The 21,053-nt window shown below is 71.5% G+C and carries 19 protein-coding genes and 1 pseudogene; 11 read left to right on the top strand and 9 right to left on the bottom strand.

Annotated features, from left to right (window positions below; all coding sequences use genetic code 11):
- Window positions 1-46: 46 nt before the first annotated feature.
- The 3 genes from IE272_RS04950 (at window position 47) to IE272_RS04940 (ending at window position 6,026) form a co-directional block, all read left to right on the top strand.
- Window positions 47-3,154 (top strand): glycoside hydrolase family 3 N-terminal domain-containing protein, encoded by a 3,108-nt coding sequence (locus tag IE272_RS04950; RefSeq protein ID WP_190006346.1) that lies wholly within the window; start codon window positions 47-49, stop codon window positions 3,152-3,154.
- A gap of 54 nt (window positions 3,155-3,208) precedes the next feature.
- Window positions 3,209-4,594, top strand: a complete 1,386-nt coding sequence (locus IE272_RS04945) for a hypothetical protein (protein WP_190006345.1) — start codon at window positions 3,209-3,211, stop codon at window positions 4,592-4,594.
- Between the two features lie 130 nt (window positions 4,595-4,724).
- Window positions 4,725-6,026, top strand: a complete 1,302-nt coding sequence (locus tag IE272_RS04940; RefSeq protein WP_056704080.1) for a hypothetical protein — start codon at window positions 4,725-4,727, stop codon at window positions 6,024-6,026.
- 29 nt (window positions 6,027-6,055) lie between these two features.
- Here IE272_RS04940 and IE272_RS04935 read toward each other — a convergent pair whose 3' ends face one another.
- Window positions 6,056-8,353, bottom strand: a complete 2,298-nt coding sequence (locus tag IE272_RS04935; protein WP_190006344.1) for a FlgD immunoglobulin-like domain containing protein — start codon at window positions 8,351-8,353, stop codon at window positions 6,056-6,058.
- Between the two features lie 124 nt (window positions 8,354-8,477).
- Window positions 8,478-9,482 carry a YdcF family protein gene (locus IE272_RS04930; protein ID WP_057665947.1) on the bottom strand — a complete coding sequence of 335 codons (1,005 nt, stop codon included), beginning with the start codon at window positions 9,480-9,482 and terminating at the stop codon, window positions 8,478-8,480.
- A 203-nt stretch (window positions 9,483-9,685) separates the two neighbouring features.
- On the opposite strand from IE272_RS04930, the gene IE272_RS04925 reads away from it, so the two are divergent.
- A complete protein-coding gene (locus IE272_RS04925; RefSeq protein WP_050362417.1) occupies window positions 9,686-9,919 on the top strand; it encodes a hypothetical protein in 234 nt (77 codons plus the stop codon).
- A gap of 103 nt (window positions 9,920-10,022) precedes the next feature.
- Here IE272_RS04925 and IE272_RS04920 read toward each other — a convergent pair whose 3' ends face one another.
- Window positions 10,023-10,610 (bottom strand): TetR/AcrR family transcriptional regulator, encoded by a 588-nt coding sequence (locus tag IE272_RS04920; protein ID WP_190006343.1) that lies wholly within the window; start codon window positions 10,608-10,610, stop codon window positions 10,023-10,025.
- 139 nt (window positions 10,611-10,749) lie between these two features.
- Here IE272_RS04920 and IE272_RS04915 point away from each other — a divergent pair, with 139 nt between their 5' ends.
- The 3 genes from IE272_RS04915 to IE272_RS04905 all read left to right on the top strand — a co-directional run bounded on the left by IE272_RS04915 (window position 10,750) and on the right by IE272_RS04905 (window position 13,035).
- Window positions 10,750-11,631, top strand: coding sequence for an NAD(P)-dependent oxidoreductase (locus tag IE272_RS04915; protein WP_190006342.1), 882 nt, complete (start codon window positions 10,750-10,752; stop codon window positions 11,629-11,631).
- Between the two features lie 94 nt (window positions 11,632-11,725).
- The gene (locus tag IE272_RS04910; RefSeq protein ID WP_057665954.1) at window positions 11,726-12,598 is read left to right on the top strand and encodes an AraC family transcriptional regulator; all 873 of its coding nucleotides are present in this window, start codon (window positions 11,726-11,728) and stop codon (window positions 12,596-12,598) included.
- Window positions 12,599-12,792: 194 nt separating this feature from the next.
- Window positions 12,793-13,035, top strand: coding sequence for a hypothetical protein (locus IE272_RS04905; RefSeq protein WP_050362421.1), 243 nt, complete (start codon window positions 12,793-12,795; stop codon window positions 13,033-13,035).
- 88 nt (window positions 13,036-13,123) lie between these two features.
- Here IE272_RS04905 and IE272_RS39270 read toward each other — a convergent pair.
- Window positions 13,124-13,234: pseudogene (locus IE272_RS39270) on the bottom strand (DUF397 domain-containing protein); the annotation flags it as partial.
- The gene (locus tag IE272_RS04900; protein WP_190006341.1) at window positions 13,195-14,163 is read right to left on the bottom strand and encodes a helix-turn-helix domain-containing protein; all 969 of its coding nucleotides are present in this window, start codon (window positions 14,161-14,163) and stop codon (window positions 13,195-13,197) included. The gene IE272_RS04900 and the pseudogene IE272_RS39270, both read right to left, overlap by 40 nt.
- Before the next feature lie 113 nt (window positions 14,164-14,276).
- Between IE272_RS04900 and IE272_RS04895 the strand changes: the two genes are divergently transcribed.
- Together IE272_RS04895 and IE272_RS04890 are read left to right on the top strand one after the other, a co-directional pair.
- The gene (locus tag IE272_RS04895) at window positions 14,277-14,690 is read left to right on the top strand and encodes an ATP-binding protein (RefSeq protein ID WP_190006340.1); all 414 of its coding nucleotides are present in this window, start codon (window positions 14,277-14,279) and stop codon (window positions 14,688-14,690) included.
- A 75-nt stretch (window positions 14,691-14,765) separates the two neighbouring features.
- On the top strand, window positions 14,766-15,749 hold the full coding sequence (locus IE272_RS04890) for an NAD(P)/FAD-dependent oxidoreductase (RefSeq protein WP_229897206.1): 984 nt from the start codon (window positions 14,766-14,768) through the stop codon (window positions 15,747-15,749).
- 10 nt (window positions 15,750-15,759) lie between these two features.
- On the opposite strand, the gene IE272_RS04885 is transcribed toward IE272_RS04890, so the two are convergent.
- Window positions 15,760-15,930 (bottom strand): hypothetical protein, encoded by a 171-nt coding sequence (locus tag IE272_RS04885; RefSeq protein ID WP_176739512.1) that lies wholly within the window; start codon window positions 15,928-15,930, stop codon window positions 15,760-15,762.
- 526 nt (window positions 15,931-16,456) lie between these two features.
- Between IE272_RS04885 and IE272_RS04880 the strand changes: the two genes are divergently transcribed.
- On the top strand, window positions 16,457-17,980 hold the full coding sequence (locus IE272_RS04880; RefSeq protein ID WP_050362426.1) for a catalase: 1,524 nt from the start codon (window positions 16,457-16,459) through the stop codon (window positions 17,978-17,980).
- 142 nt (window positions 17,981-18,122) lie between these two features.
- Here IE272_RS04880 and IE272_RS04875 read toward each other — a convergent pair whose 3' ends face one another.
- Window positions 18,123-18,764, bottom strand: coding sequence for a LysE/ArgO family amino acid transporter (locus IE272_RS04875; protein WP_050362427.1), 642 nt, complete (start codon window positions 18,762-18,764; stop codon window positions 18,123-18,125).
- 304 nt (window positions 18,765-19,068) lie between these two features.
- On the bottom strand, window positions 19,069-19,542 hold the full coding sequence (locus tag IE272_RS04870; protein WP_057665967.1) for an NUDIX hydrolase: 474 nt from the start codon (window positions 19,540-19,542) through the stop codon (window positions 19,069-19,071).
- Between the two features lie 109 nt (window positions 19,543-19,651).
- On the opposite strand from IE272_RS04870, the gene IE272_RS04865 reads away from it, so the two are divergent.
- Window positions 19,652-20,266, top strand: a complete 615-nt coding sequence (locus tag IE272_RS04865) for a GNAT family N-acetyltransferase (protein WP_073957581.1) — start codon at window positions 19,652-19,654, stop codon at window positions 20,264-20,266.
- 80 nt (window positions 20,267-20,346) lie between these two features.
- Here the strand turns inward: IE272_RS04865 and IE272_RS04860 are convergent, their stop codons facing one another.
- A complete protein-coding gene (locus IE272_RS04860; RefSeq protein WP_050362430.1) occupies window positions 20,347-20,895 on the bottom strand; it encodes a hypothetical protein in 549 nt (182 codons plus the stop codon).
- Between the last annotated feature and the right edge of the window lie 158 nt (window positions 20,896-21,053).

Raw genomic sequence — 21,053 nt, 5'->3', positions numbered from 1 at the left:
CGCCGTACGTTCGGCAACTCCGACCCGGAAGTGAGAGCGCTCTCAGATGACTCGGACCCCACGCCGCCACCCCCGCCGGGGCAGAAGCAGACCCGCCACCGCGGCCCTCGCCGCCGCGGCCGTGCTGGCCACCCTGCTCGCCGGCTCGTCCACCGGACCCGCCGTCGCGGCGGCCGACGAACCGGCCCCCGTCCTCGTCGACCGCTTCGAGGGCGAGGTACCCCTCGGCGGTCAGCCGCCCGCCGACGCCCTCTTCACCTGGGGCGGCGACGCGGACGACCACCCGCGACTGAAGCTGGCCGAGCGCCCGGACGCACCCGAGGGCGGACACGTCCTCGAAGGCTCCTACGACATCAGCGCGTACGGCGGGTTCAGCCACGAGTTCGCCGTGGCCACCCCGCCGCGGAACTGGACCGCCCATCAGGGCATCCGCTTCTGGTGGTACGGCCAGAACACCGCACCGCTGCCGCCCGGCTCCGGCAAGAAGATCAGCTTCGAGATCAAGGACGGCGGCGCGAACGGCGGCGCGTCCGAGCTGTGGACCACCTCCTTCACCGACGACTGGGAGGGCTGGCACCTGGTCGAGATCCCGTTCGCCGACTTCGTCTACCGGGCCGACTACCAGCCCGTCGGCGGTATCGACCAGATCCTCGGCCTCGACGAGATGTGGGGCTACGCCCTCACCCTGCCCGGTGGCGGCCCCGGCACGTTCGCCCTGGACGCCGTCGAGCTGTACGGCAAGGCGGACCCGGCCCTCACCGCGAGCGTCGTCACCGACACGGTGGTCCGGCCGGTGAGGAACGGCGACAGCGCCGACATCGGCCTCTCCGTCGCCACCACCGGCTCCCTGCCCACGCAGGAGCCCGTCACCGTCACGTACGCCACGAAGGGCGGCACAGCCGAGGCGGGCAAGGACTACACCCCGGTCACCGGCAGCCACACCTTCCCCGCGGGCACCGCCTCCGGCACCACCCACCGGATCACCGTCCGCACGGCGAAGGCGTCGAAGCCCTCCGGGGCGAGGACGATCCCCCTGGAGGTGACGGTCACCGGCGCGAAGGCCCCCAAGGAGAACCCGCAGGTCGTCATCGACGCGCACGGCCTCCCGTACCAGAACGCGAAGCTGCCCGTGAAGCAGCGGGTTGCGGACCTGCTGGGGCGCATGTCGCCCGCCGAGAAGGCCGGCCAGATGACCCAGGCCGAGCGCAACGCGCTCCGCGCACCCGGCGACATCGCCGCCTACGACCTCGGCTCGCTGCTCTCCGGCGGCGGCTCGGTCCCCACCCCCAACACGGCCGCCGCCTGGGCGAAGATGACCGACGCCTACCAGCTGCGCACCCGCGCCACCCGCTTCCAGATCCCGCTGATCTACGGCGTGGACGCGGTGCACGGGCACAACAACGTCGTCGGCGCGACGATCATGCCGCACAACATCGGCATCGGCGCGGGCCGTGACCCGAGGAGCGCGGAGCGGACCGGCGCGATCACCGCGAAGGAAGTCCGCGCCACCGGCGTCCCGTGGGACTTCGCCCCCTGCGTCTGCGTCACCCGCGACGAACGCTGGGGCCGCTCCTACGAGGCGTTCGGCGAGGACCCTGCCCTGGTCGAGGCCATGGAGACGGTCATCCAGGGCATGCAGGGCAGCCCGTCCGGCAAGGACCTGCACCGCAACGACAAGGTGCTGGGCAGCGCCAAGCACTTCGTCGGCGACGGCGGCACCGCGTACGGCTCCTCCACCACCGGCTCGTACACGGTCGACCAGGGCGTCACCGAGGTCACCCGCGAGGAACTGGAAGCGGTCCACCTTTCCCCGTTCGAGGAGTCGGTCGAGCGCGGCGTCGGCACGGTCATGCCCTCGTACTCCTCGCTGGACGTCCTGGGCGACGACAAGGGTCCGGTGAAGATGCACGCCAACGCCGAGATGATCAACGGCGTCCTCAAGGACCGGATGGGCTTCGAGGGCTTCGTCATCAGCGACTGGCAGGCCATCGACCAGATCCCCGGCGACTACGCGAGCGACGTCGTCACGTCCATCAACGCCGGACTCGACATGATCATGGTCCCGACCGCGTACCAGGACTTCACGAAGACGCTGAAGGAGGAGGTCGCGGCGGGCCGGATCGCCCAGGCCCGGATCGACGACGCGGTCGCCCGCATCCTCACCCAGAAGTTCCGCCTCGGCCTCTTCGAGAAGCCGTACGCGGACACCACCCACCTGGAGGAGGTCGGCTCCGCGGAGCACCGCGCGGTGGCCCGTGAGGCGGTGGCCAAGTCCCAGGTGCTCCTGAAGAACGACGGGGCCGTCCTTCCGCTCAGGACGGACCAGAAGGTGTACGTCGCCGGGTCCAACGCCGACGACATCGGCAACCAGGCCGGCGGCTGGACCATCAGCTGGCAGGGCTCCTCCGGGAGGACCACCACCGGCACGACGATCCTTGAGGGCATGCGAAAGGCGGCGCGGACCCCCGAGTCCGTGACGTTCTCCCGGGACGCCTCCGCCGCCACGGACGGGTACGACGTCGGGGTGGTCGTCGTCGGCGAGACCCCGTACGCCGAAGGCATCGGGGACGTCGGCAACGGCCACGACCTGGAGCTGACGGCAGCCGACCGGGCAGCGGTCGACAAGGTCTGCGCCGCCATGAAGTGCGCGGTCCTCGTCGTCTCCGGCCGCCCGCAGCTCATCGGCGACCGGCTCGGGGACATGGACGCCCTGGTGGCCTCCTGGCTGCCGGGCTCCGAGGGCGACGGCGTGGCCGACGTCCTCTACGGCAGGCGCGCCTTCACCGGTCAGCTGCCGGTGACCTGGCCGAAGGCGGAGGCCCAGCTCCCGATCAACGTCGGGGACGCGGCCTACGACCCGCAGTTTCCCTACGGCTGGGGCCTGACCACCCTGAAGAAGCCCCCGGCCGGCGGCGAGCCGGCCCTCGCGGCCCTCGCCGTCGCCGCCCGGGTCGCCGAGAAGGCGCACCTGGGGAAGACCCCGGCGGGCCGGGCGATCGTGGACCGGGCCCGGCTGCTGGTCCAGCGGAAGATCGACGGGACATTCACCCAGGAGATCTCGAAGCCGTTCGCGGAGGCGGACCACCTGCTGCTCACCGGCGACCTGACCGGGGCGGTGGACCGGCTGCGCACGGCGTACCGGGCGGCGCGGTAAAGGCGCTCCCAGGCGGGCGGCGGCGTTCGTCGCCCGTCTGGAGTAGCGTGAAGTATGAGGAAAAGGCTCTTTCCCGCGCTGCTGGCGGGCCTGCTGCTCATCATCGCAGCGGCGGCTCTCGCCCTGACCTCCCCCGCGTCGGCCGCGCCCGCCGCCCCCGCCGCGACCATCCAGGACGCCGCCCAGGCCCTGCGCGACGACCCGGTCTATGTGGACCCGGGCGCTCGCGATCAGCTCTCCGTCGCTGACGAGAAGGCCCTGGAGAACAAGATCACGGACGCCGACAAGCCGGTGTTCGTGGCCGTCCTCCCCGATACCCCGGCCTTCCCCGAGGAAGGCCTCCTCCAGACCCTGCGCAGCGACACCGGCATCACCGGCGTCTACGCGATACGCCTCGGCGACGGCTTCGACGCGGGCGCCGACCCGCAGGTCATGCCCACCCGTGCCGTCGAGAACCTCACGGCCTCCGTCGAGAACCCCGCCACCGCCGGGAACGCCGACGCCCAGCTCACCGCCTTCGTCGACCGCGCCGTCGAACAGGCCCGGGGCTCCGCCCCCGCCTCCTGGTCCGCCGGAGGCGCGGCGGACGGGCCCGGGGCACCGGTCTCCGGCCTGATCACGCTCGGCGCGCTGGTCGCGGCGGGCGGCGCGGGCGCGTACGCGATCTCCCGCCGCAACAAGCGCCGCAAGGAGGAAGAGGAGCGCGCCGCGCTCGACAAGCTCCGGGTCGTCGTCGACGAGGACATCACCGCGTACGGCGAGACCCTGGAACGTCTGGACTTCCACCCCGCCGAACCGGGCGCGGACGACACCATGCGCGCCGACTACGAACGGGCCCTGGACTCCTACGAGAGCGCCAAGTCGAAGATGGACAGGGCCGGACACCCCTCGGACGTCCGGGGGGTCACCCAGTCCCTGGAGGACGGCCGCTACTCCCTCGCGGTCCTGGAGGCCCGCCGCACCGGCGCGGAGATCCCGGCCCGCCGCCCGCCGTGCTTCTTCGACCCGCGTCACGGCCCCTCGGTCGCCGACGTGCTCTGGACCCCGTCCGGCGGCACGTCCCGCGAGGTCCCGGTCTGCGGCGCGGACGAGGTCCGGCTGAGCCAGGGCGAGGACCCCATGAGCCGTACGGTCGACGTCGGCGACGGCAACCGCCGCCCGTACTGGGAAGCGGGCCCGGCCTACGGCCCCTGGGCCGGCGGCTACTTCGGCGGCGGCCTGCTCCCCGGCCTCCTGGTCGGCACCATGCTCGGCTCGATGCTCGCCACCCCGGCCTACGCCTCCGAGTACGGCGGCGGTGACTTCGGCGGCGGCGAGGGCGGCGACTGGGGCGGCGGCGACTTCTCCGGCTCCGACTTCGACTCCTCGGGCTTCGGCGGAGGCGGCTTCGGCGACGGCGGCGGCTTCGGGGGCGGCGGCTTCGACGGCGGCGGATTCTGAAGCCGGTCCGCCCCGCCCGGCATCCCTACGTCCGCCCGTCCGGGAGAGGCAGCGGGCGGTGCCCCGGTCCGCCCGGATGCTGCCCTCCCGTCCCTGGGCACCGTCCGGCGCGCCCGCCTAGCGTGACGTCATGCATACCCACGAGACCCCGGCCCAGGACCACGACCGGCAGCGGCCCGCCCCCGTGGCCCGGACGGCGGACCGGCACGACGGCCGGGGCCCTCGTACCCCCGGGAGCCTCCAGGGAACCCTGGGCAACACGGCCGTGACGCGCATGATCACGGTGTCCCGGATGATGACCGAGGACGAGTTCAAGCAGAGCTCCAAGCGCATCACGGGCAAGCGGAACACGTCGGAGATCAGCAAGGTGGACGAGGCGCTGCGGGCGTTCTACGCCCTGCCGGACACTGGTGAGGTAGCGCGGTGGTACGCCCTCAGAGACATCGTCAGGGCATGCGAGGACTATGTCTCCCACAAGCCCGAGGGAGGGAACCGCGTCGCCGGAGTGGAGCGGCTCAAGGGCGAGGCGGAGGGGACGCAGTCGGAGATCGCCGAGGCGGTCTTCCGGGGGCTGCTGACCGAGGTCGACCGGATGGTGACCGCGAACGAGGACCCGGACATGGACGTCCGGGCCCAGGCCGGCGAGGCCCAGAAGGCGTCGCAGAAGATGTCGGGGCCCGAGTTCACCGCCCTGGTGGACGGCTTGATCCGCGACCTCGGCGAACTCCGGGGGGACGAGAGGCTGCCCGCGGAGACCCGCGCGGTCATCGATGAACTGATGGCCGTGGTGGGCCTGGTGACCGTGAAGCAGTACCCGCGGGGCGGCATGCCCGGCATGAAGCTCACCAGCGCCGCCGATCAGGACCCCGCGTTCACGTTCAACGTCGACACCCAGGCCAGGGGCGGCTCCTCCTTCATGCTCGGGCACGTCGCCCACGAGCTGACCCACGTCGCGGCCCACCAGGCGTTCGGGAGCAGCCCGGTGATGGAACTGGTGCGGGCCGGCGCGACCGACGCCCAGGTCACAGCGCTGGCCGAGGAGCGCAGGGACGCACTCGCCCGCCTGCGGCGGACCCTCGAAGGGGGCGCCGGATTCAGCGACTTCCAGCAGCGGATGCTGGAGGAGAAACTGGGGTACGGCGGCGAGAGCGGCAAGCTGAAGAAGTACGCGGACTCCTTCGCCGCGGCGGGCAAGATCACCCCCGAGCAGCAGGCGCAGCTCATCGCCTGGGACGCGGCGGCGGGCCAGGCGTCCGGCACGCTGGTCGAGTACGACACCGTGATCAACCAGATGCTGGTCTATCTCCACCTGTGGGAGACGGACCAGAACCATCCCTTCTACGTGGAGCTGCGGGCGGCGGCACAGGTCGCGTTCGACCGCCGGAGCCAGGCGAGGGCCGCCACCGCGCAGGCGGCGGGAAACAACCCCTGAGGGGTTGTTTCCCGCCGTGCGGGCCGTGCTCAGCCGGTGACCCGCAACGTGCCCGAGGCCGTGGCGTCCGCGCCCGTGCCGTCCGAGGGGGCGGCGGTCAGCCTCCAGGTGTAGCCGCCGGTCGGTACGGGATCGCCGGAGGCGGACGTACCGTCCCAGCCGACGCGTACCGTGCCGCGCGTTTCCTCGCCCGTCCAGGTGCGGACGACCTCACCGGTCGAGCGCCGGGTGAGCGTGAGCCGCCAGGACGCCGCCGGCTTGGAGAGCCACCACGCGGCGCCCCACTCGCCCGCCGAGGTGGCGGGCACGGTGCTGTGGGTGACGCTCAAGGGGGAGACGGCCTGCTGCGGGGCGGTGACGTGGACGGTGTCATCGGTCCCGACCCAGGCGAGCTTGCCCGCGTCCGCGTCCAGGGTCCAGGTCGAACCGCGGCCGTCGCCGGTCGCGGCCGGCTTCACCCCCGTGACGGTGCCCAGGTCCGCGGTGGAGCCGTCGGACCCGAGGGCGGTGAGGCGCAGATCCCCGGACGCGTCGCGCGCGGCCAGGAAACGGTCGCCCAGCAGCACCCCCGACACCGGGGCGGGGTAGTCGCGGTGGCTCGCCGTGTCGTACACGCCCGCCGCGTCCTCGGAGGCGCAGCTCCAGTACAACAGGGTTCCGCTGCGCTGCAGTTCACCGGGGACGCAGTCGGAGCCGATGTCGTGGGTCCCGGTCACCGTGCCGGTGCGCGGGTTGACCACGTTCACCGTGCCGGGCTTGCTCGGGGCCGACTTGACCAGCCGGTCGCCGTCCAGCACCGCGCCCTGTGCCGGCTGGTCGCGGACGACGAGGTCGCGGGCGGTGTCGACGACGTACTGCCGGCCGCCGGCCTGGTACAGCACGAACTCCGGTGAGGCGCCGAGGATGCGTCCGCCCGTGCCGGGCAGGGGCAGACCCGGGGCCTCCTGGTCGGGGTCGTCGCCGGTCACGAGCACGTCGGCACCGGTGCCGGGATCGGTGACCAGCCGGGCCAGACCCTCGTCCGTGCCGTCGGCGAAACGGCCTGCCGCGAGACCGGGGAAGTCGGCGAGCCGTGCGCCCTCCGCCGGGTCGAGGCCGGTCCCGACGGCCTTGCCGTGCAAGGTGTCCTTCCCGACCAGCGAGTTGACGTACCGCAGCCGCCCCCGGTCGAGGCTCAGCGCCCCGATCTCGCCGTCCGCCGTCCTGACCTTCGGGACCTCACGCATCACCAGGTCGGAGATGATCCCGATGCCGTTCTGGTGGAACACGTGGATGGCCCGCTTGCCGTCGGCGTCCTTGCCGAGCGCCAGCACGTCCCCGTAGCCCTCGGCCCGGAGCTGGGTGAACTCGACCGTGGGCAGGAGCGTGCGCTCGGTGTCCGCGCCGGTGATGGGCGTGAGCCGCAGCGGGCCGCCGGCCCCCTCGTGCCAGACGATGTTGTCGTCCACCACGAACGAGGTGACCTCACTGTCCGGGGACTGTGTGGCGAGCGGAATGACCTGGGGCGTGCCCGTGCCGCTCCGCGGCATCACCCGGACCCCTTGGCCGCCGCTGCCGTTGCGCGAGAACCAGCTCACGGTCATCTGGGTGAGGCGGAAACTGCTCGCGTCCCCGGTCACGGGCAGCGGCTTCACCCGGCCGTCGTAGGCGGTCAGGATGCCGTAGCCCGGGGAGCCGTCCGCGAGGCGGTAGCCGATGAGGACCTCGCTGCCCTGTGCGCCGAGCACCACGGGCCGGGCGTCCGTGGTGGCTCCGGCGGGCAGCCGCACGACGGGGTCCGCCGACTGCGCCCCGCCCCGGGCCACCCGCATCTCGTACGTCCCGTCGCCCTTGTCGACGGTCACCACCACCCAGGCACCGGCGAAGCGAAGGTTGAGATAGCCGGCGGGCACGGTCATCGTGCTGTTGAAGGCGGGGTCCTCGATGCCGATCCGTACGACGTCCGTCCCGCCGTCCGCGCGCTGCTGGGTGTAGATGGCCCGGTTGTGCTCGTCGTGGCCGCCCACGAGCAGGTTCTCCGGCACCGACGCGAGCTCGGTGACGACCCTGGTCCGGCTGTTGTACGAGTTGGTCCAGAGGTAGTCGTCGCCCTCGCGGTGCAGTACCCCGTACCTGCCGGTCGCCAGGATCTTCTCGGGCCCCTCGCCGAAGGCGTCGGGCGCGGGTATCAGGACTTCGGCGGCCGCGGCCGCTTCTGCCGTCCCGGCCGCCTGCGCCGTGACGGGCAGTGTGGCGAGCCCCCCGGCCAGCACCACCGCGATCGCCGCCGCTCCCGCGGTCCGTCCGGTACGGCGGTTGCGGCTGCTCGTGTACAGGTGTCGGGACACCTGACCCCCCTTTGTCAGTTGACCGTTGGTGCGCATCTGCGATGCGGACGCGATCAACCTTATTCATATGTGGGGTAGTTGTGCGGGAAACATGTGCAACTGGTGACGCAGGCGGCTCCTGCCTTCAGCTCGCCCACCAGGCGGCCACCCCGCCGAGGACGATGATCACGCACATCGCCGCGTTGCTCTGCCGGTAGTCCACGAGGATCGCGGCGAACTCGCGGAGCATCGCGTTGGGCCAGAAGTACGCGGCCGTGGGGGAGCCCACCACCTGCCCCCGGATGCGGACCCGTCGGGCGATGAGGGCGGCCCGGAAGGCGTGGTAGTTGTTCGTGACGACCACGCACCGGTAGTCGGGCTTGGCCTCCTCCATGATCTTTTTGCTGAAGCGCAGATTCTCCTCGGTGTTCCGCGAGCGGTCCTCCCGTTCGATGAGGCCGGCCGGGAACCCCTCGGCCACCAGGTGGTCGGCCATCGCGTGGGACTCCGGCAGCTTCTCGTCGGGCCCCTGTCCGCCCGAGGTGATCAGCACGGGGGACCCGCCGCGCCGGGAGAGCCGCTCGTGGACCTCGCGTCCCCGCTTCAGCCGGCTCGCCAGCAGCGGGGGCACCGTGGAACCGCCGATCAGCCCCGAACCCAGCACCACCACGAAGTCGGCCTTGCGGCGCACTCGCAGCCGCCCGTACAGGAACGCGTAGCAGACGAAGCACAGGAACAGGAACGAGAAGTAGAGCGCCAGCCCACCGGCCGCCGATGCCACCCCGATCAGCACCGGAGTCCGCAGCACGGCTGCCGCGACCAGCAGGGCGACCACGCCGAGGACGGCGAACGCGGCCAGCAACGACAGCAGGTGGGAGGGGCTTCTGCCCTCCTTGCGCAGCATGCGTACGCCGTTGAGGAACAGGAAGCACACCAGCACGAGCAGGGCCACCGCCCCCAGTGCCACCAGCGCCCCGACGACGTAGGGCACCAAGGGCGATCCGGAGCCGACCAGCCGGTACAGCAAGGCCCCCAGCGCGCAGAGCACGGCGAGGCCGAGGAGGACGGCGTTGCTGAACTTGCGGCGCTCGTGCAGCACGCTCACGCAGAAGACGAGGAAGAGGAGCGCCGCCGGGGCGTAGACGAGCATGGGCACAGACTAGGCCGCGGGGTGCGGGCGGTGACCCCCGAGGTGGGACGGGCGTGCTTTCCCGGCGGCGCCGCGTCCATGGTTCCGGCGGCTGGAGAGTCGCGCCGGGCGGACCGCCGCCGCGTGGTGTCGTGACGCGCCACGGCCGGCACGCGAAAAATCTGGGGCGTGCCCTTTCCCGGCCCCGGGCCGTTGAACCGGGCATGAAGAAGCGAAGCCTACTTGCCGTCGTCACCCTCGCCACCGGAGCGGTCATCGCCGCCATCTCCCCGCCCCCGGGCGGCGGGGACACCGCTCACGCGGCCGAACCGCCCGTCTCGCTGGGGGCGCTGGACAACGTCGGCGAACTCGGCCAGCTGGTCGACGGCGCGGCGGGGGCCACCACCTCCACCGCCGGCACGGTCACCAGCACCGTGGAAGGCGCCAAGCTCAGCTGAACCGGCTGGGAACGGAAGGGTTGGGCGGCGGCCGAAGGGCCGCCGCCCAACCCTTTTTCCGTTCCCGGAGTCTCCCGGTCGTGCCCCGGCTCCTGGTCGTACCTCAGCGGCCCGGCGTACCGACTCCGTACGACCGCACGAGGCGGGCCAACTGCCGGCCCGCCGCCAGGAGGGGGTCCTCGCTCCGGTTGACCTGGGCCGTGACCTCGGCGCCCTCCATGGCGCTGATGACGGTGGTCGCCAGCTCCCGGGCGTCCTCCGCCGGGAACCCGCAGCCCAGCAACTTGTCGCGGACGAGCCGCTCCCAGCCGTTCAGCGCGTCGGCGCAGACCTGCTGGAGGTCCGATCCGGTCCCGAGCGTCTCCAGGGCCGCCGCCGTCACCGGGCAGCCGTCGACCCAGCCCGACTCCTTGAGTCCGGCGGCCAACTGGCGGGTGCAGGAGAGCACCGCCTCCGCCGGGTCGGGCTCACTGTCCAGGGCTTCCCCCAGGAGCGCCGCGAACTCCTGAGCGCTGTACCGGATCGCGGCGACGGCGACGGCCTCCTTGCCGCCCGGGAAGAAGTGGTAGATCGATCCGAGCGTGGCCTGCGACTCCGAGGCGATCTGCTTGATGCCGGTGCCGACGTAGCCCTGCCGCTGGAGAAGGCGGGCGGTCGCCACGACGATCCGGTCCCGGGTGCTGGTCTGCATGCCGTCACTGTAGCGGGCACTAAGTAGAGCGTTCGTTCTAGAGCTGTGCTAGCTTCTCGACGTGCTCTAGATAGAGCGATCGTTCTAGTCGGGGCGGGTGCCGACTCCCCGTCCTGACCAACCAGTTGGAGGCACGGCGATGAGCAGCGCGCAGCACTCGGTCACCGTCATGGGGCTGGGCCCGATGGGCCGGGCCATGGCGGCGGCGTTACTCGACCGCGGATACGCGGTCACCGTCTGGAACCGCACCGCTTCCCGCGCGGACGACCTGGTGGCCCGGGGGGCGGCCCTCGCGCCGAATCCCGCCGATGCCGTCGCGGCGAACGAGGTGGTCATCCTCAGCCTCACGGACTACGCGGCGGTCCGCGCCGTACTGGAGCCCGCCGCACCGGCCCTGGGCGGCCGGGTCCTGCTGAACCTCACCTCCGCCACACCCGAGGAGGCCCGCGCCGGGGCGCACTGGGCTGCCGGGTACGGCGCGGTACAGCTCACCGGCGGTGTCAACTCGCCTCCGTCCGGCATCGGGCAGCCCGAGTCGTCGACTTTCTACAGCGGGCCGCGCGAAGTGTTCGACCGGCACCGGGCGGTGCTCGAAGCGCTGACGGGCCGGGCCGAGCACCACGGCGAGGACCCGGGGCGTGCCGCGCTGCTCTACCAGCTTGGCGTGGGCATGTTCTGGACCGCCATGCTGGGCTACTGGCAGGCCGTCGCCCTCGCCCGCGCGAACGGCCTGACGGCGGCCGACTTCCTGCCGCACGCCGATGACACGGCGAACTCCCTCCCGCAGTTCTTCGCCTTCTACGCCGACCGCATCGACGCGGGAGTGCACGTCGGCGACGTGGACCGCCTGGCCATGGGGATGGCGAGCGTCGAGCACGTCCTGCAGACCAACGCCGACGCGGGAGTCGACACCGCCCTCCCGGCCGCCGTCGTCGACCTGTTCCGCCGGGGCATGGAGGCGGGGCACGGTGCGGACAGCTTCTCGGCCCTGGTGGAGCTGCTGGCGAAGCCCGGGAAGTAGCCCTCCGCCCGGACCGACCGATCCGGGCACGGAAGGTCGGGTCCGGCAGGATGGCCCCTTCCTACGGTGAACGAGCAAGGGAAGGAGTCAGCGGTTGCTGGAACGGCTGAACGACGCGATGGAGCACATCGAGGCACACCTCGGTGAGCGCATCGAGGCGGCGGAGCTCGCGCGGATCGCGATGACGTCGGAGTACCACTTCCGCCGGATGTTCTCCGCGCTCGCGGGCCTCCCGCTGTCGGAGTACATCCGCCGTCGCCGCATGACGGTCGCGGGAGCCGAGGTGCTCGGCGCCCCCGACCGGACGCTGCTGGACGTGGCGGTGCGGTACGGCTACGACACGGGGGAGGGCTTCGCCCGCGCCTTCCGGGCCGTGCACGGCATCGGCCCCGGCGAGGCCCGGCGAAGCGGCGCGGTTCTGCGGTCCCAGCAACGACTGACCTTCCGACTCGTCGTCGAAGGGAGTACGGCCATGCGGTACAAGCTGGTGGAGAAGGACGCATTCCGGGTGGTGGGCAGGAAGGCCCGCGTCCCGCTTATCCACGAGGGGCCGAATCCGGCCATCGCGGAGTTCATCCGGGGGATCGGCCGGGAGGAGCTGGACCGCATCGCGGCCCTCTCCGACCAGGAGCCGGCGGGGATCGTCGGGGTGAGCGACCAGCTCGACCCGAGCCGCGCGGAAGGCACCGAACTCGACTACTACCACGGGGTGGTGAGCGGGGCGGAGCCTCCGGAGGGCCTGGACGCCCTGGACGTACCGGCGGGGACCTGGGCGGTCTTCGAGAACGAGGGGGAGTTCCCGCAGGCCCTCCAGTACCTCTGGCGGGACGTCTTCACCCAGTGGTTCCCGTCGAACCCGTACGCCTCCCGGCCGGGCCCGGAGATCCTGCGGGTGCGGCTGTCGGAGGAGGGGAAGCGGGCGGAGGCGGAGCTGTGGATCCCGGTGGAGCGGACGGCCGGGGGCTGAGCGAGCCGCACGAAATATGCGGCAGGGCACAGGTTTACGGCCATGGGGCATATGCGATGCCTTATTGGTCCAGACCTATTGTGCGGGCGCGCCCGGCTCGCTAGCTTTCTCTCGGCGGCGCGCGCTGATCGGTTCGGCTCTGACCATTCACTGATGCACAGTCATGTGCGTCGACTGAAAAGGGAGTTACCGACATGCACAGACGTATTGCCGCTCTCGCGGTGACCGTGGCGACCGCCGGCGCGATGCTGCTCGGCACCGCGTCGACCGCCTCCGCGACGGGCCCCGGCTTCTTCCTCCGCAGCCACCACGGCAGCCTGGCGGAGTGCCAGGCCGTAGGGAACGCCGGCGCTGACAACGCTCTCTGGAGCCGCGTCTTCATCTGCAACCCGTTCGCGGGCAAGGCGGGCGTGTACGAGCTGTGGGTGCGTTACTGATCCCGTCCGCCCAGACGGAAACCGCCCCGCTTCCGGCCGAGTTGGTGGCCGGGGGCGGGGCGGGCCCTTTTTCGTGAACGGGTGCGGCTCAGACGGCCGCGCTGCCGTGGACGAAGGCGCTCCAGGCGGCGGGCTCGACGGTGAGGACGGGGCCGTCGGTCACCTTGGAGTCGCGGACGTGGACGGCGGAGGGGTGGGCGGCGACTTCGACGCAGGCTCCGCCGTCACCGTTGCTGTAGCTGGACTTGAACCAGTGGAGGGCTGTGGGACCGGGGTGTGCTGCGCGGGGCATGTCTCTCCAAGCAGTGCGTCAAGCAGTGCATCCAGTAGCCGGGTGCTCTCCGCGACGGTGAGCGCCTGGGAACGCAGCATCCCATACCTCTGCATAAGCGCGCTGACGTCGGCTGGCTCGTCGTACAGCTCTCCACGCAACTGGCCGTCGATGTAGGCGAGCCCGTCGTGGTCTGGTGTCTCCAGCAGGATGAGCGGCCCCGAGAGCCCGGCGTGCCGAGGGGTGCTGCGGGGCATGATTTGGATGGTGACGAATGGCAGGTCCATGCAGCGCCGCAGGTGGAGAAGCTGCTCACGCATCACTTCGGGGTCGCCCAGCTGCGTGTGCAGGATGCTCTCCTCCAGGATGAAGTGGAGGATCGGCCGGGGCTTGCGCTCCAGGATCTTCTGGCGGTCGAGACGGTCCGTAACCCGTTTCTCGATCTCCTCCTCTTCGAGCGGTGGGTAGGTGCAGCCAAAGACGAAGCGTGCGTACGACTCGGTCTGGAGCAGTCCTGGTACGAGCTGGGACTCGTACCAGAGCAGGCTCACTGCGTTCTGCTCGTACTGCACGAAGTCCTTCACCAGCGCCTGATAGCGCTCCTTGCGCGGGATCTTCTCCACCGCGACCCGCAAGGTGCCCTTGGTGTCCAGTAGTTCATCGAGCTGGATGGCCATGTCCAGCTGAAGCGCCCGTCGCCCTTGCTCGATCGAGGCGATGGTGTCCTCGCCCACCCCGGCCTGCTCAGCGAGGGCGGCCTGTGTGAGCCCGGCGAGTCTGCGGAAGTGGCGTAGCTGCGCCCCGACCAGTTGCCACGAAGTAACCCGCCTGATGCCGCTCTGCTTTCCCGGTTGCATGACCTGGCTCTCCCCGTTCCGGTCCCGCTGTCAACCCGTCAGAACCCGTACAAAACCGTTTGTACGTCTCTGGGCTCTGCTGAAGCCTAGTTACAGCGTGTGAGCGTGGAAGCATGAACGAGACAACTCAACTCCCCTACTACCGCGCCGCCTTCTACTGCCGTGAGCGCAGGTCGATCCCGGTCGTGCGCAAGTTCACCCGCAAGGCGCTGGTCGAGTGGGAGTGCGAGAAGCGCACGGACGATGTGCTGCTCTGCGTAACCGAACTGGCGACCAATGCCCTCCGCCACGGTGTTCCGCCGGGGCGCGGCTTCAAGGTCCACATCTATCTGGAGCGGATCGAGAACGCGCTCCGCGTCGAGCTGCACGACAGTGGCGGCGGCGAGGTGCGCCCGGCCGACGGGATGCCGGGGCCCGACGACGAGGGTGGGCGCGGGCTGCTGCTGGTCGCGGCGCTGTCGGACAAGTGGGGGGTGGGGGAGCGGAACCCCGGCAAGATCGTGTGGTGCGAGTTCAGCATCGCGTGAGTTGCTGTTTCGGCAAGGATGTTTGTCGTTTCGGCCTCATGGGCGCACTCTCTTCATCAACCGGAGGTGATCCGCATGGAGAGCAGGAGCGACGACATGAAGCAGCAGCGGTACGACGTGGTGATCGTGGGCGGCGGTGCGGCCGGCCTGAGCGGGGCGCTGACCCTGGCGCGGGCCCGGCGTTCGGTCCTGGTGATCGATGCGGGCGAGCCCCGTAACGCGCCCGCGTCCCATGTGCACAACTACCTGGGCCGCGAGTCGACCCCGCCCGGCGAACTGCTGGCGATCGGCCGGGGCGAGGCCGCCGGGTACGGGGCGGAGATCGTCGAGGGCCGGGTGGCCTCGGCCGAGCGGCTGCCGGGGGATCGGGGCTTCCGGGTGGCGACGGAGGACGGCCGGAGCGTCGAGGCGCGCAGGCTGCTGGTGACGACGGGGCTCGTCGACGAGCTGCCGCCCGTCCCCGGCCTGGCGGAGCGTTGGGGGCGCGAGGTGCTGCACTGCCCGTACTGCCACGGTCGCGAGGTGGCGGACCGCCCGATCGGCGTGCTCGCCACCGGGGCCCTCGCCGTGCACCAGGCGCTGATGTGGCGGCAGTGGAGCGAGGACGTCACCCTCTTCCGCCACACGGGCCCGGAGCCGACGGACGAGGAGTACGAGGAGCTGGCGGCCCGGGGCGTGGCGGTGGTGGACGGCGAGGTCACGGGCCTGGAGGTGGCGGACGACCGGTTCACCGGCGTACGGCTGGCGGGCGGCCGGGTGATCCCGCGCGAGGCGCTGGTGGTCCAGGCGCGCTTCGTCGCGCGTTCGGCCGTACTGGAATCGCTGGGGCTGGTCCCGGTCGCCCAGGAGATGGGGGGCGAGGTGATCGGCACGTACATCCCCACCGACCCGACCGGTGCGACGGAGGTCCCCGGGGTCTGGGCGGCGGGCAATGTCACCCGCCTCACCGAGCAGGTCATCGGCGCCGCAGCGGCCGGCCTCATGGCGGCATCGGCGATCAACGGCGCCCTGATCGCCGAGGACACCCGTGACGCGGTGGAGGCGCGGCGGCGCGGCTGACGGGGTGCCGTTACGAGATCAGGGCGCCGAGGAGGTCCCGCGCCCACCCGAAGAACGTGTGCACCAGCACCGCCAGCAACACCAGAATCCCGAGGATCACGGCGGTGACCCAGGAGCAACTGCCCCCGGGTCCCCCCGAGGGCTCGTCCCGTCCGCCCAGCTCCACATCGAACAGATCCACGGCTTCGTCCCCATCCCGCCCCATCACCCAAGACCGGTGACCGGAGCCCCCCGGCTCCGTGGGGTGAAGACTCGCACGGTTCGGTCCGGCGGGCGGAGTCGGTGCCGTACTCAGAGGGGAGGGGAAAAGTACTCAGTCGGCTCTGTCGGCTCTGTCGGCGCGGGTGGCGCTCGCGCGCCCTTCTCCGCTCCCGTCGGTTCCGGTCTGTTCCGTTCCGTTCCGCTCCCGTCCGGCGTAACGCGGGCAGGCGAATGGGAGAGCCCCGGGCCAGGGGCGGGTCCCTGGCGGCGTCCGGCCCGGCGGCCGATGTGTGAGCTTCCGTATCGGGGATACGCGGAGGGCTCCGGGCGCCACGAGGGTGCCGGGGCGGCGGCCCCGCCGACGCGGCGGGGAGCTCGGTCGGGAGCGGTTCCTCGACGGGTCGATTCGTCCACGTTTGCCTACATTGGCAGAGGGTCTGTAGGGCAGCCGTAGTGGGAGCCATCGCCGACACGTCTGCGGAAGACAAACAAGAGGAAACGACGACATGACCGACACCTCGCGCAAGCCGACCACCTCCGACTCCGGCGCCCCGGTGGAGAGCGACGAGCATTCGCTCACCGTCGGCCCGGGCGGGCCGATCCTGCTCCAGGACTCCTACCTGATCGAGCAGATGGCCCAGTTCAACCGCGAACGCATCCCCGAACGCCAGCCGCACGCCAAGGGAAGCGGCGCCTTCGGCACGTTCGAGGTGACCGGGGACGTCTCCCCGTACACGAAGGCCGCGCTGTTCCAGCCCGGCGCCTCGACCGACCTGGTCATCAGGTTCTCCACCGTCGCCGGGGAGCGGGGCAGCCCGGACACCTGGCGGGACCCGCGCGGCTTCGCGGTGAAGTTCTACACCAGCGAAGGCAACTACGACATGGTGGGCAACAACACCCCCGTGTTCTTCGTGAAGGACCCGATGAAGTTCCAGCACTTCATCCGGTCCCAGAAGCGCCGCGCGGACAACAACCTCCGCGACCACGACATGCAGTGGGACTTCTGGACCCTCTCGCCCGAGTCGGCCCACCAGGTCACCTGGCTGATGGGGGACCGGGGCATCCCGCGGACCTGGCGCCACATGAACGGCTACACCTCGCACACGTACATGTGGATCAACGCCGAGGGCAAGCAGTTCTGGGTGAAGTACCACTTCAAGACCGACCAGGGCGTCGAGACGTTCACGCAGCACGAGGCCGACCAGATGGCCGCCGTGGACACGGACTACCACACGCGTGATCTCTTCGAGCACATCCGCGACGGGGAGTACCCGAGCTGGACGCTGAAGGTCCAGGTCATGCCGTACGAGGACGCGAAGGACTACCGGTTCAACCCGTTCGACCTGACCAAGGTGTGGCCGCACGGCGACTACCCGCTGATCGAGGTCGGCAGGATGACGCTGAACCGCAACCCCACGGACAACCACGCCGAGATCGAGCAGGCGGCCTTCCAGCCGAACAACTTCGTCCCCGGCATCGGCCCGAGCCCGGACCGCATGCTGCTGGGCCGGCTGTTCAGCTACGCGGACGCGCACCGCCACCGCATCGGCGGCAACTATCAGCAGCTTCCCGTCAACGCCCCCGTCGCCCCCGTGAACACGTACTCCAAGGACGGGGCGATGGCGTACCGGAAGACCTCCGACCCGGTCTACGCCCCGAACTCCAAGGGCGGCCCGGCGGCCGACACGGAGCGCTACGGCACCCCGCCGAGCTGGTACGCCGACGGCGACATCACCCGGGCCGCCTACGTGGACCACGCCGAGGACGACGACTGGGGCCAGGCGGGCACGATGGTCCGCGAGGTCCTGGACGACGCGGCGCGGGACCGGCTGGTCGACAACATCGTCGGCCACCTGCTGAACGGGGTGACCGAGCCGGTGCTGAAGCGGGCGTTCCAGTACTGGACGAACGTGGACGCCACGCTCGGCAAGCGCGTCGAGGAGGGTGTGCGCGCGAAGGCGGGCGAGAAGGACCCGAAGGCGGGCGAGCAGGGCAACCCGGCGCGCTCGTCGATGCAGCACAAGGCCTGAGGCGGACCGGGCCGTACCCAGCGCGTCGTCGGTCCGGCGCGTACCCGGGGGCCCTCGCCCCGTCGACGTTTGTCGACGGGGCGAGGGCCCCGGTCGCGTGTCCGAAGGCCGCACGTCGTCCGCCCGGCCCAGACCGGCCGTGTCACGACGCCGAGACGACGAGATGCACGGCGAGTGCGGTGATCAGGCCGCCGGAGGCCAGGGCCGTGACGAGCTGCCCCCGGTCACCGGTCAGCACGCGGCCGAGGAGTGCTCCGCCGCCGACGAGCACCGACTGCCAGCTGGCGGACGCCGCGAACGCCGCGAGGACGAACACGACCCTCTCCGGGTGACCGGCTGTGGCCGCGATATCGCTGCCCAGGACGAGAGCCGTGAAGTAGACCACGGTCATAGGGTTCATGATCGTGATCCCCAGCAGCCCCGCGTAGGCACGTGCCGGAGTGAGGGCCGTCCCGTTGCCGGGTGCCGCAGCGGTCGCCGTACGTCCCCTGCGGTAGCTGCGGACGGCCGTGACGCCGGTCCAGAGGCCCAGTGCGACGAGCACCGCGGCGGAAGCCCACCGCAGAGGAAGCGCGACCGGCTCGACGAGGGGCGCGATCGTGGAGCCGCCGATCACGGCGACGAACGCGTAGAGACCGTCGGCGGTCGCGACGCCCAGGGCGGCGAACACCCCGATCCGCAGGGACGTCCGGGCGGTCAGGGACACCAGGTAGGCCGCGACGGCCCCGACCGGTACGGCAATGCCGTAGCCGGCGACGAGGCCCGCGACCAGAGCGGTGATCACGCGTGAGGGCGATAGGGCCTTCGCGGTCGGCCCGGCTGCTGCTGGACGCGCACCGGTCGGGCGGTGGGAGTCGGCAGCAGGAGGGCGGTGGTTGTCGTCATGGGCGGATGGTGTCGTGACCGACGCGGTGCAGGCAAACCGTTTTTCCCGGGAGTGAGCGACGGGGGCGAGACGCGGCGGCGACGTGTCGACCCGGAGCGAATGACGGGAGGCGACCGATGCCCCGACGGCAGCCGACCGATGCCCCGGCGGGAGGCTGCCGGTGCCCCGGCGGACAGGGCCCCGATGTGAGGCCCGTCCGGAATCAGTGCTGGATCAGGCCGCCGACCGGGACGGGGTCGACGTGCCCGGAGGGCGGGAGGGTCCGGGCCAGGGCGAGCCCGATGTCCACCAGCGACGACCGGTACAGGTGGGCGACCTCGGGCAGCGGGGTCCATACCGACTCTGCGGTGTCGCCGTTCGGCTCGGGCCGGAGTCGGCCGCCGGTGACGCGTACGCGGTAGAAGACGCCGATGTTCTGATGCTCGGGCCCATCGGGTCGCCGCCGCTCGCCGGCCGGAATCACGCGTGAGTCCACGCCGAGCAGACGCTCGACCACGGCCTCCAGGCCGGTTTCCTCGGCGACTTCCCGGATCACCGTGTCGTACGGGTCCTCCGATTGCTCGACCCCGCCGCCCGGGAGGGTCCAGGTCCTCTCGCCGTCCGGACCCACGGCAAGCGCGAGCAGCACCCGCCCGTCCTCGATGCACACCGCGTACGCGGCCAGTCGTCGATTCATGCGGGGAGGCTATCCCCGGAGTCCGGGGACGGGTGTCCGGAGGCGGGGCCGGCGTCCGAGGACCGGCGTTCGGGACCCCCCTCACCGCTCAAGATCATCGCGATGCAGAATGACCTGTATGTCGATAAAGAACACGCCGCAGGCGGCCACGCTCGACGATGCCCCGTCGATCAGCCGCACCCTGGCCCGCGCCTTCGCCGACGACCCGATGATGGGGTGGTTCTTCCCCGGAGGGGCCTCGCGCGAGCCCGACCTGGTCCGTTACTTCACCACGATCTTCACCCGGCAGTACGGCCGCCACGGGGTGTGCGAGCTCACCGGGTCGGCGGCCGCGTTCTGGGTGTCGCCGGAGGGGCAGGAGAAGGCCGTTCCCGACGCGGAGACCGTCGCGGAGCTGGAGGAGATCCTGGGCGACCGGGCACCGCTGTTCCGGGAGGCCGTCGAGGCCGCCGCCCAGCAGGGGCCCAAGGAGCCGCACTGGTACCTCGCGGTCGTCGGCGCGGACCCGGCCGCCCGGGGCCAGGGGCACGGGGCGGCGCTGCTGCGTTCCGGGCTGGCCAAGGCGGACGCGGCGGGGCTGCCGGTCTACCTGGAGTCCTCCAAGCCCGACAACCTGCCCTTCTACGAGCACTTCGGCTTCACCGTGCTCGGCGAGGCGGCACTGCCGGGCGGCGGCCCGGCGCTGTGGGTGATGCGGCGCGAGCCCGCCCCGGCCGCGCGCTAGCGGAACGACGGCGGGTGGGATCCGAGGGGCCCGCCCGCCGCGTCGAGCCCGCATCGACCACGATCGGCGCTTCGGCCTGTTCAGAGTCGCGCGGCGGGGAGGGGCTCCACGGCGAACGGGCGGGGCCCGGAGGAGTGGCCGGAGCGGGCGCGCACCAGCGGCAGCGCCTGACGGAGGCCCGCGCCGAGGTGGTGCAGCGAGTCGCCGCCACGCGACTCCCAGACGGCGAACTCCCCGTTCGCGTCGCGTGACGCGGTGTTCCACAAAAGGGAGTCGCCGTTCTCGCTCCACGCGAAGACCTCCAGGGAGGCCGCCAGGGACCAGTGGCCGTCCGGCTCGGTCATCCAGTCGAACCCCTCGGTCTCGCCCTCTCGGTAGCTCGCGCGAAAACGCGCCGTGAGCCGCTCACCCCGACCGCGCAGGCCGTCGGCGTACCCCGGCAGGACCGGTGGGTAGAACAGCCACATCCCGAAGGTGCGTCCCCACCCCGCGTGGCGCACGAACGCCCGGTAGGAATCCGGGAACCCCCCGCCGTCCGCGAAGCGGAATCGGTCGAGGACCTCGAAGTCGATGTGCTCCACCGTCGGTGCGCCCGCAAGACGCAGCCCGGCCACAGGATCGCCGATCATGCCGTGGATGCTATCGACCGGGACCGACAGAACGACCGGGGCTGCGGAATGCCCTCGACCACACGGTGGCAGGACGGTCCCAACGGCTTCGCGACGGGCCTGCTCGGTCCGGGAGTCCCGGCCCGTCCCTGGCCGGAGCCGTTCCCCCGCGCCGGTCC

Origin of the sequence: Streptomyces anulatus, from assembly GCF_014650675.1 — a bacterium.
Classification (GTDB): domain Bacteria; phylum Actinomycetota; class Actinomycetes; order Streptomycetales; family Streptomycetaceae; genus Streptomyces; species Streptomyces anulatus.
The sequence above is the reverse complement of the archived record's forward strand: the minus strand, read 5'-3'. Positions and strand labels throughout refer to the sequence as shown.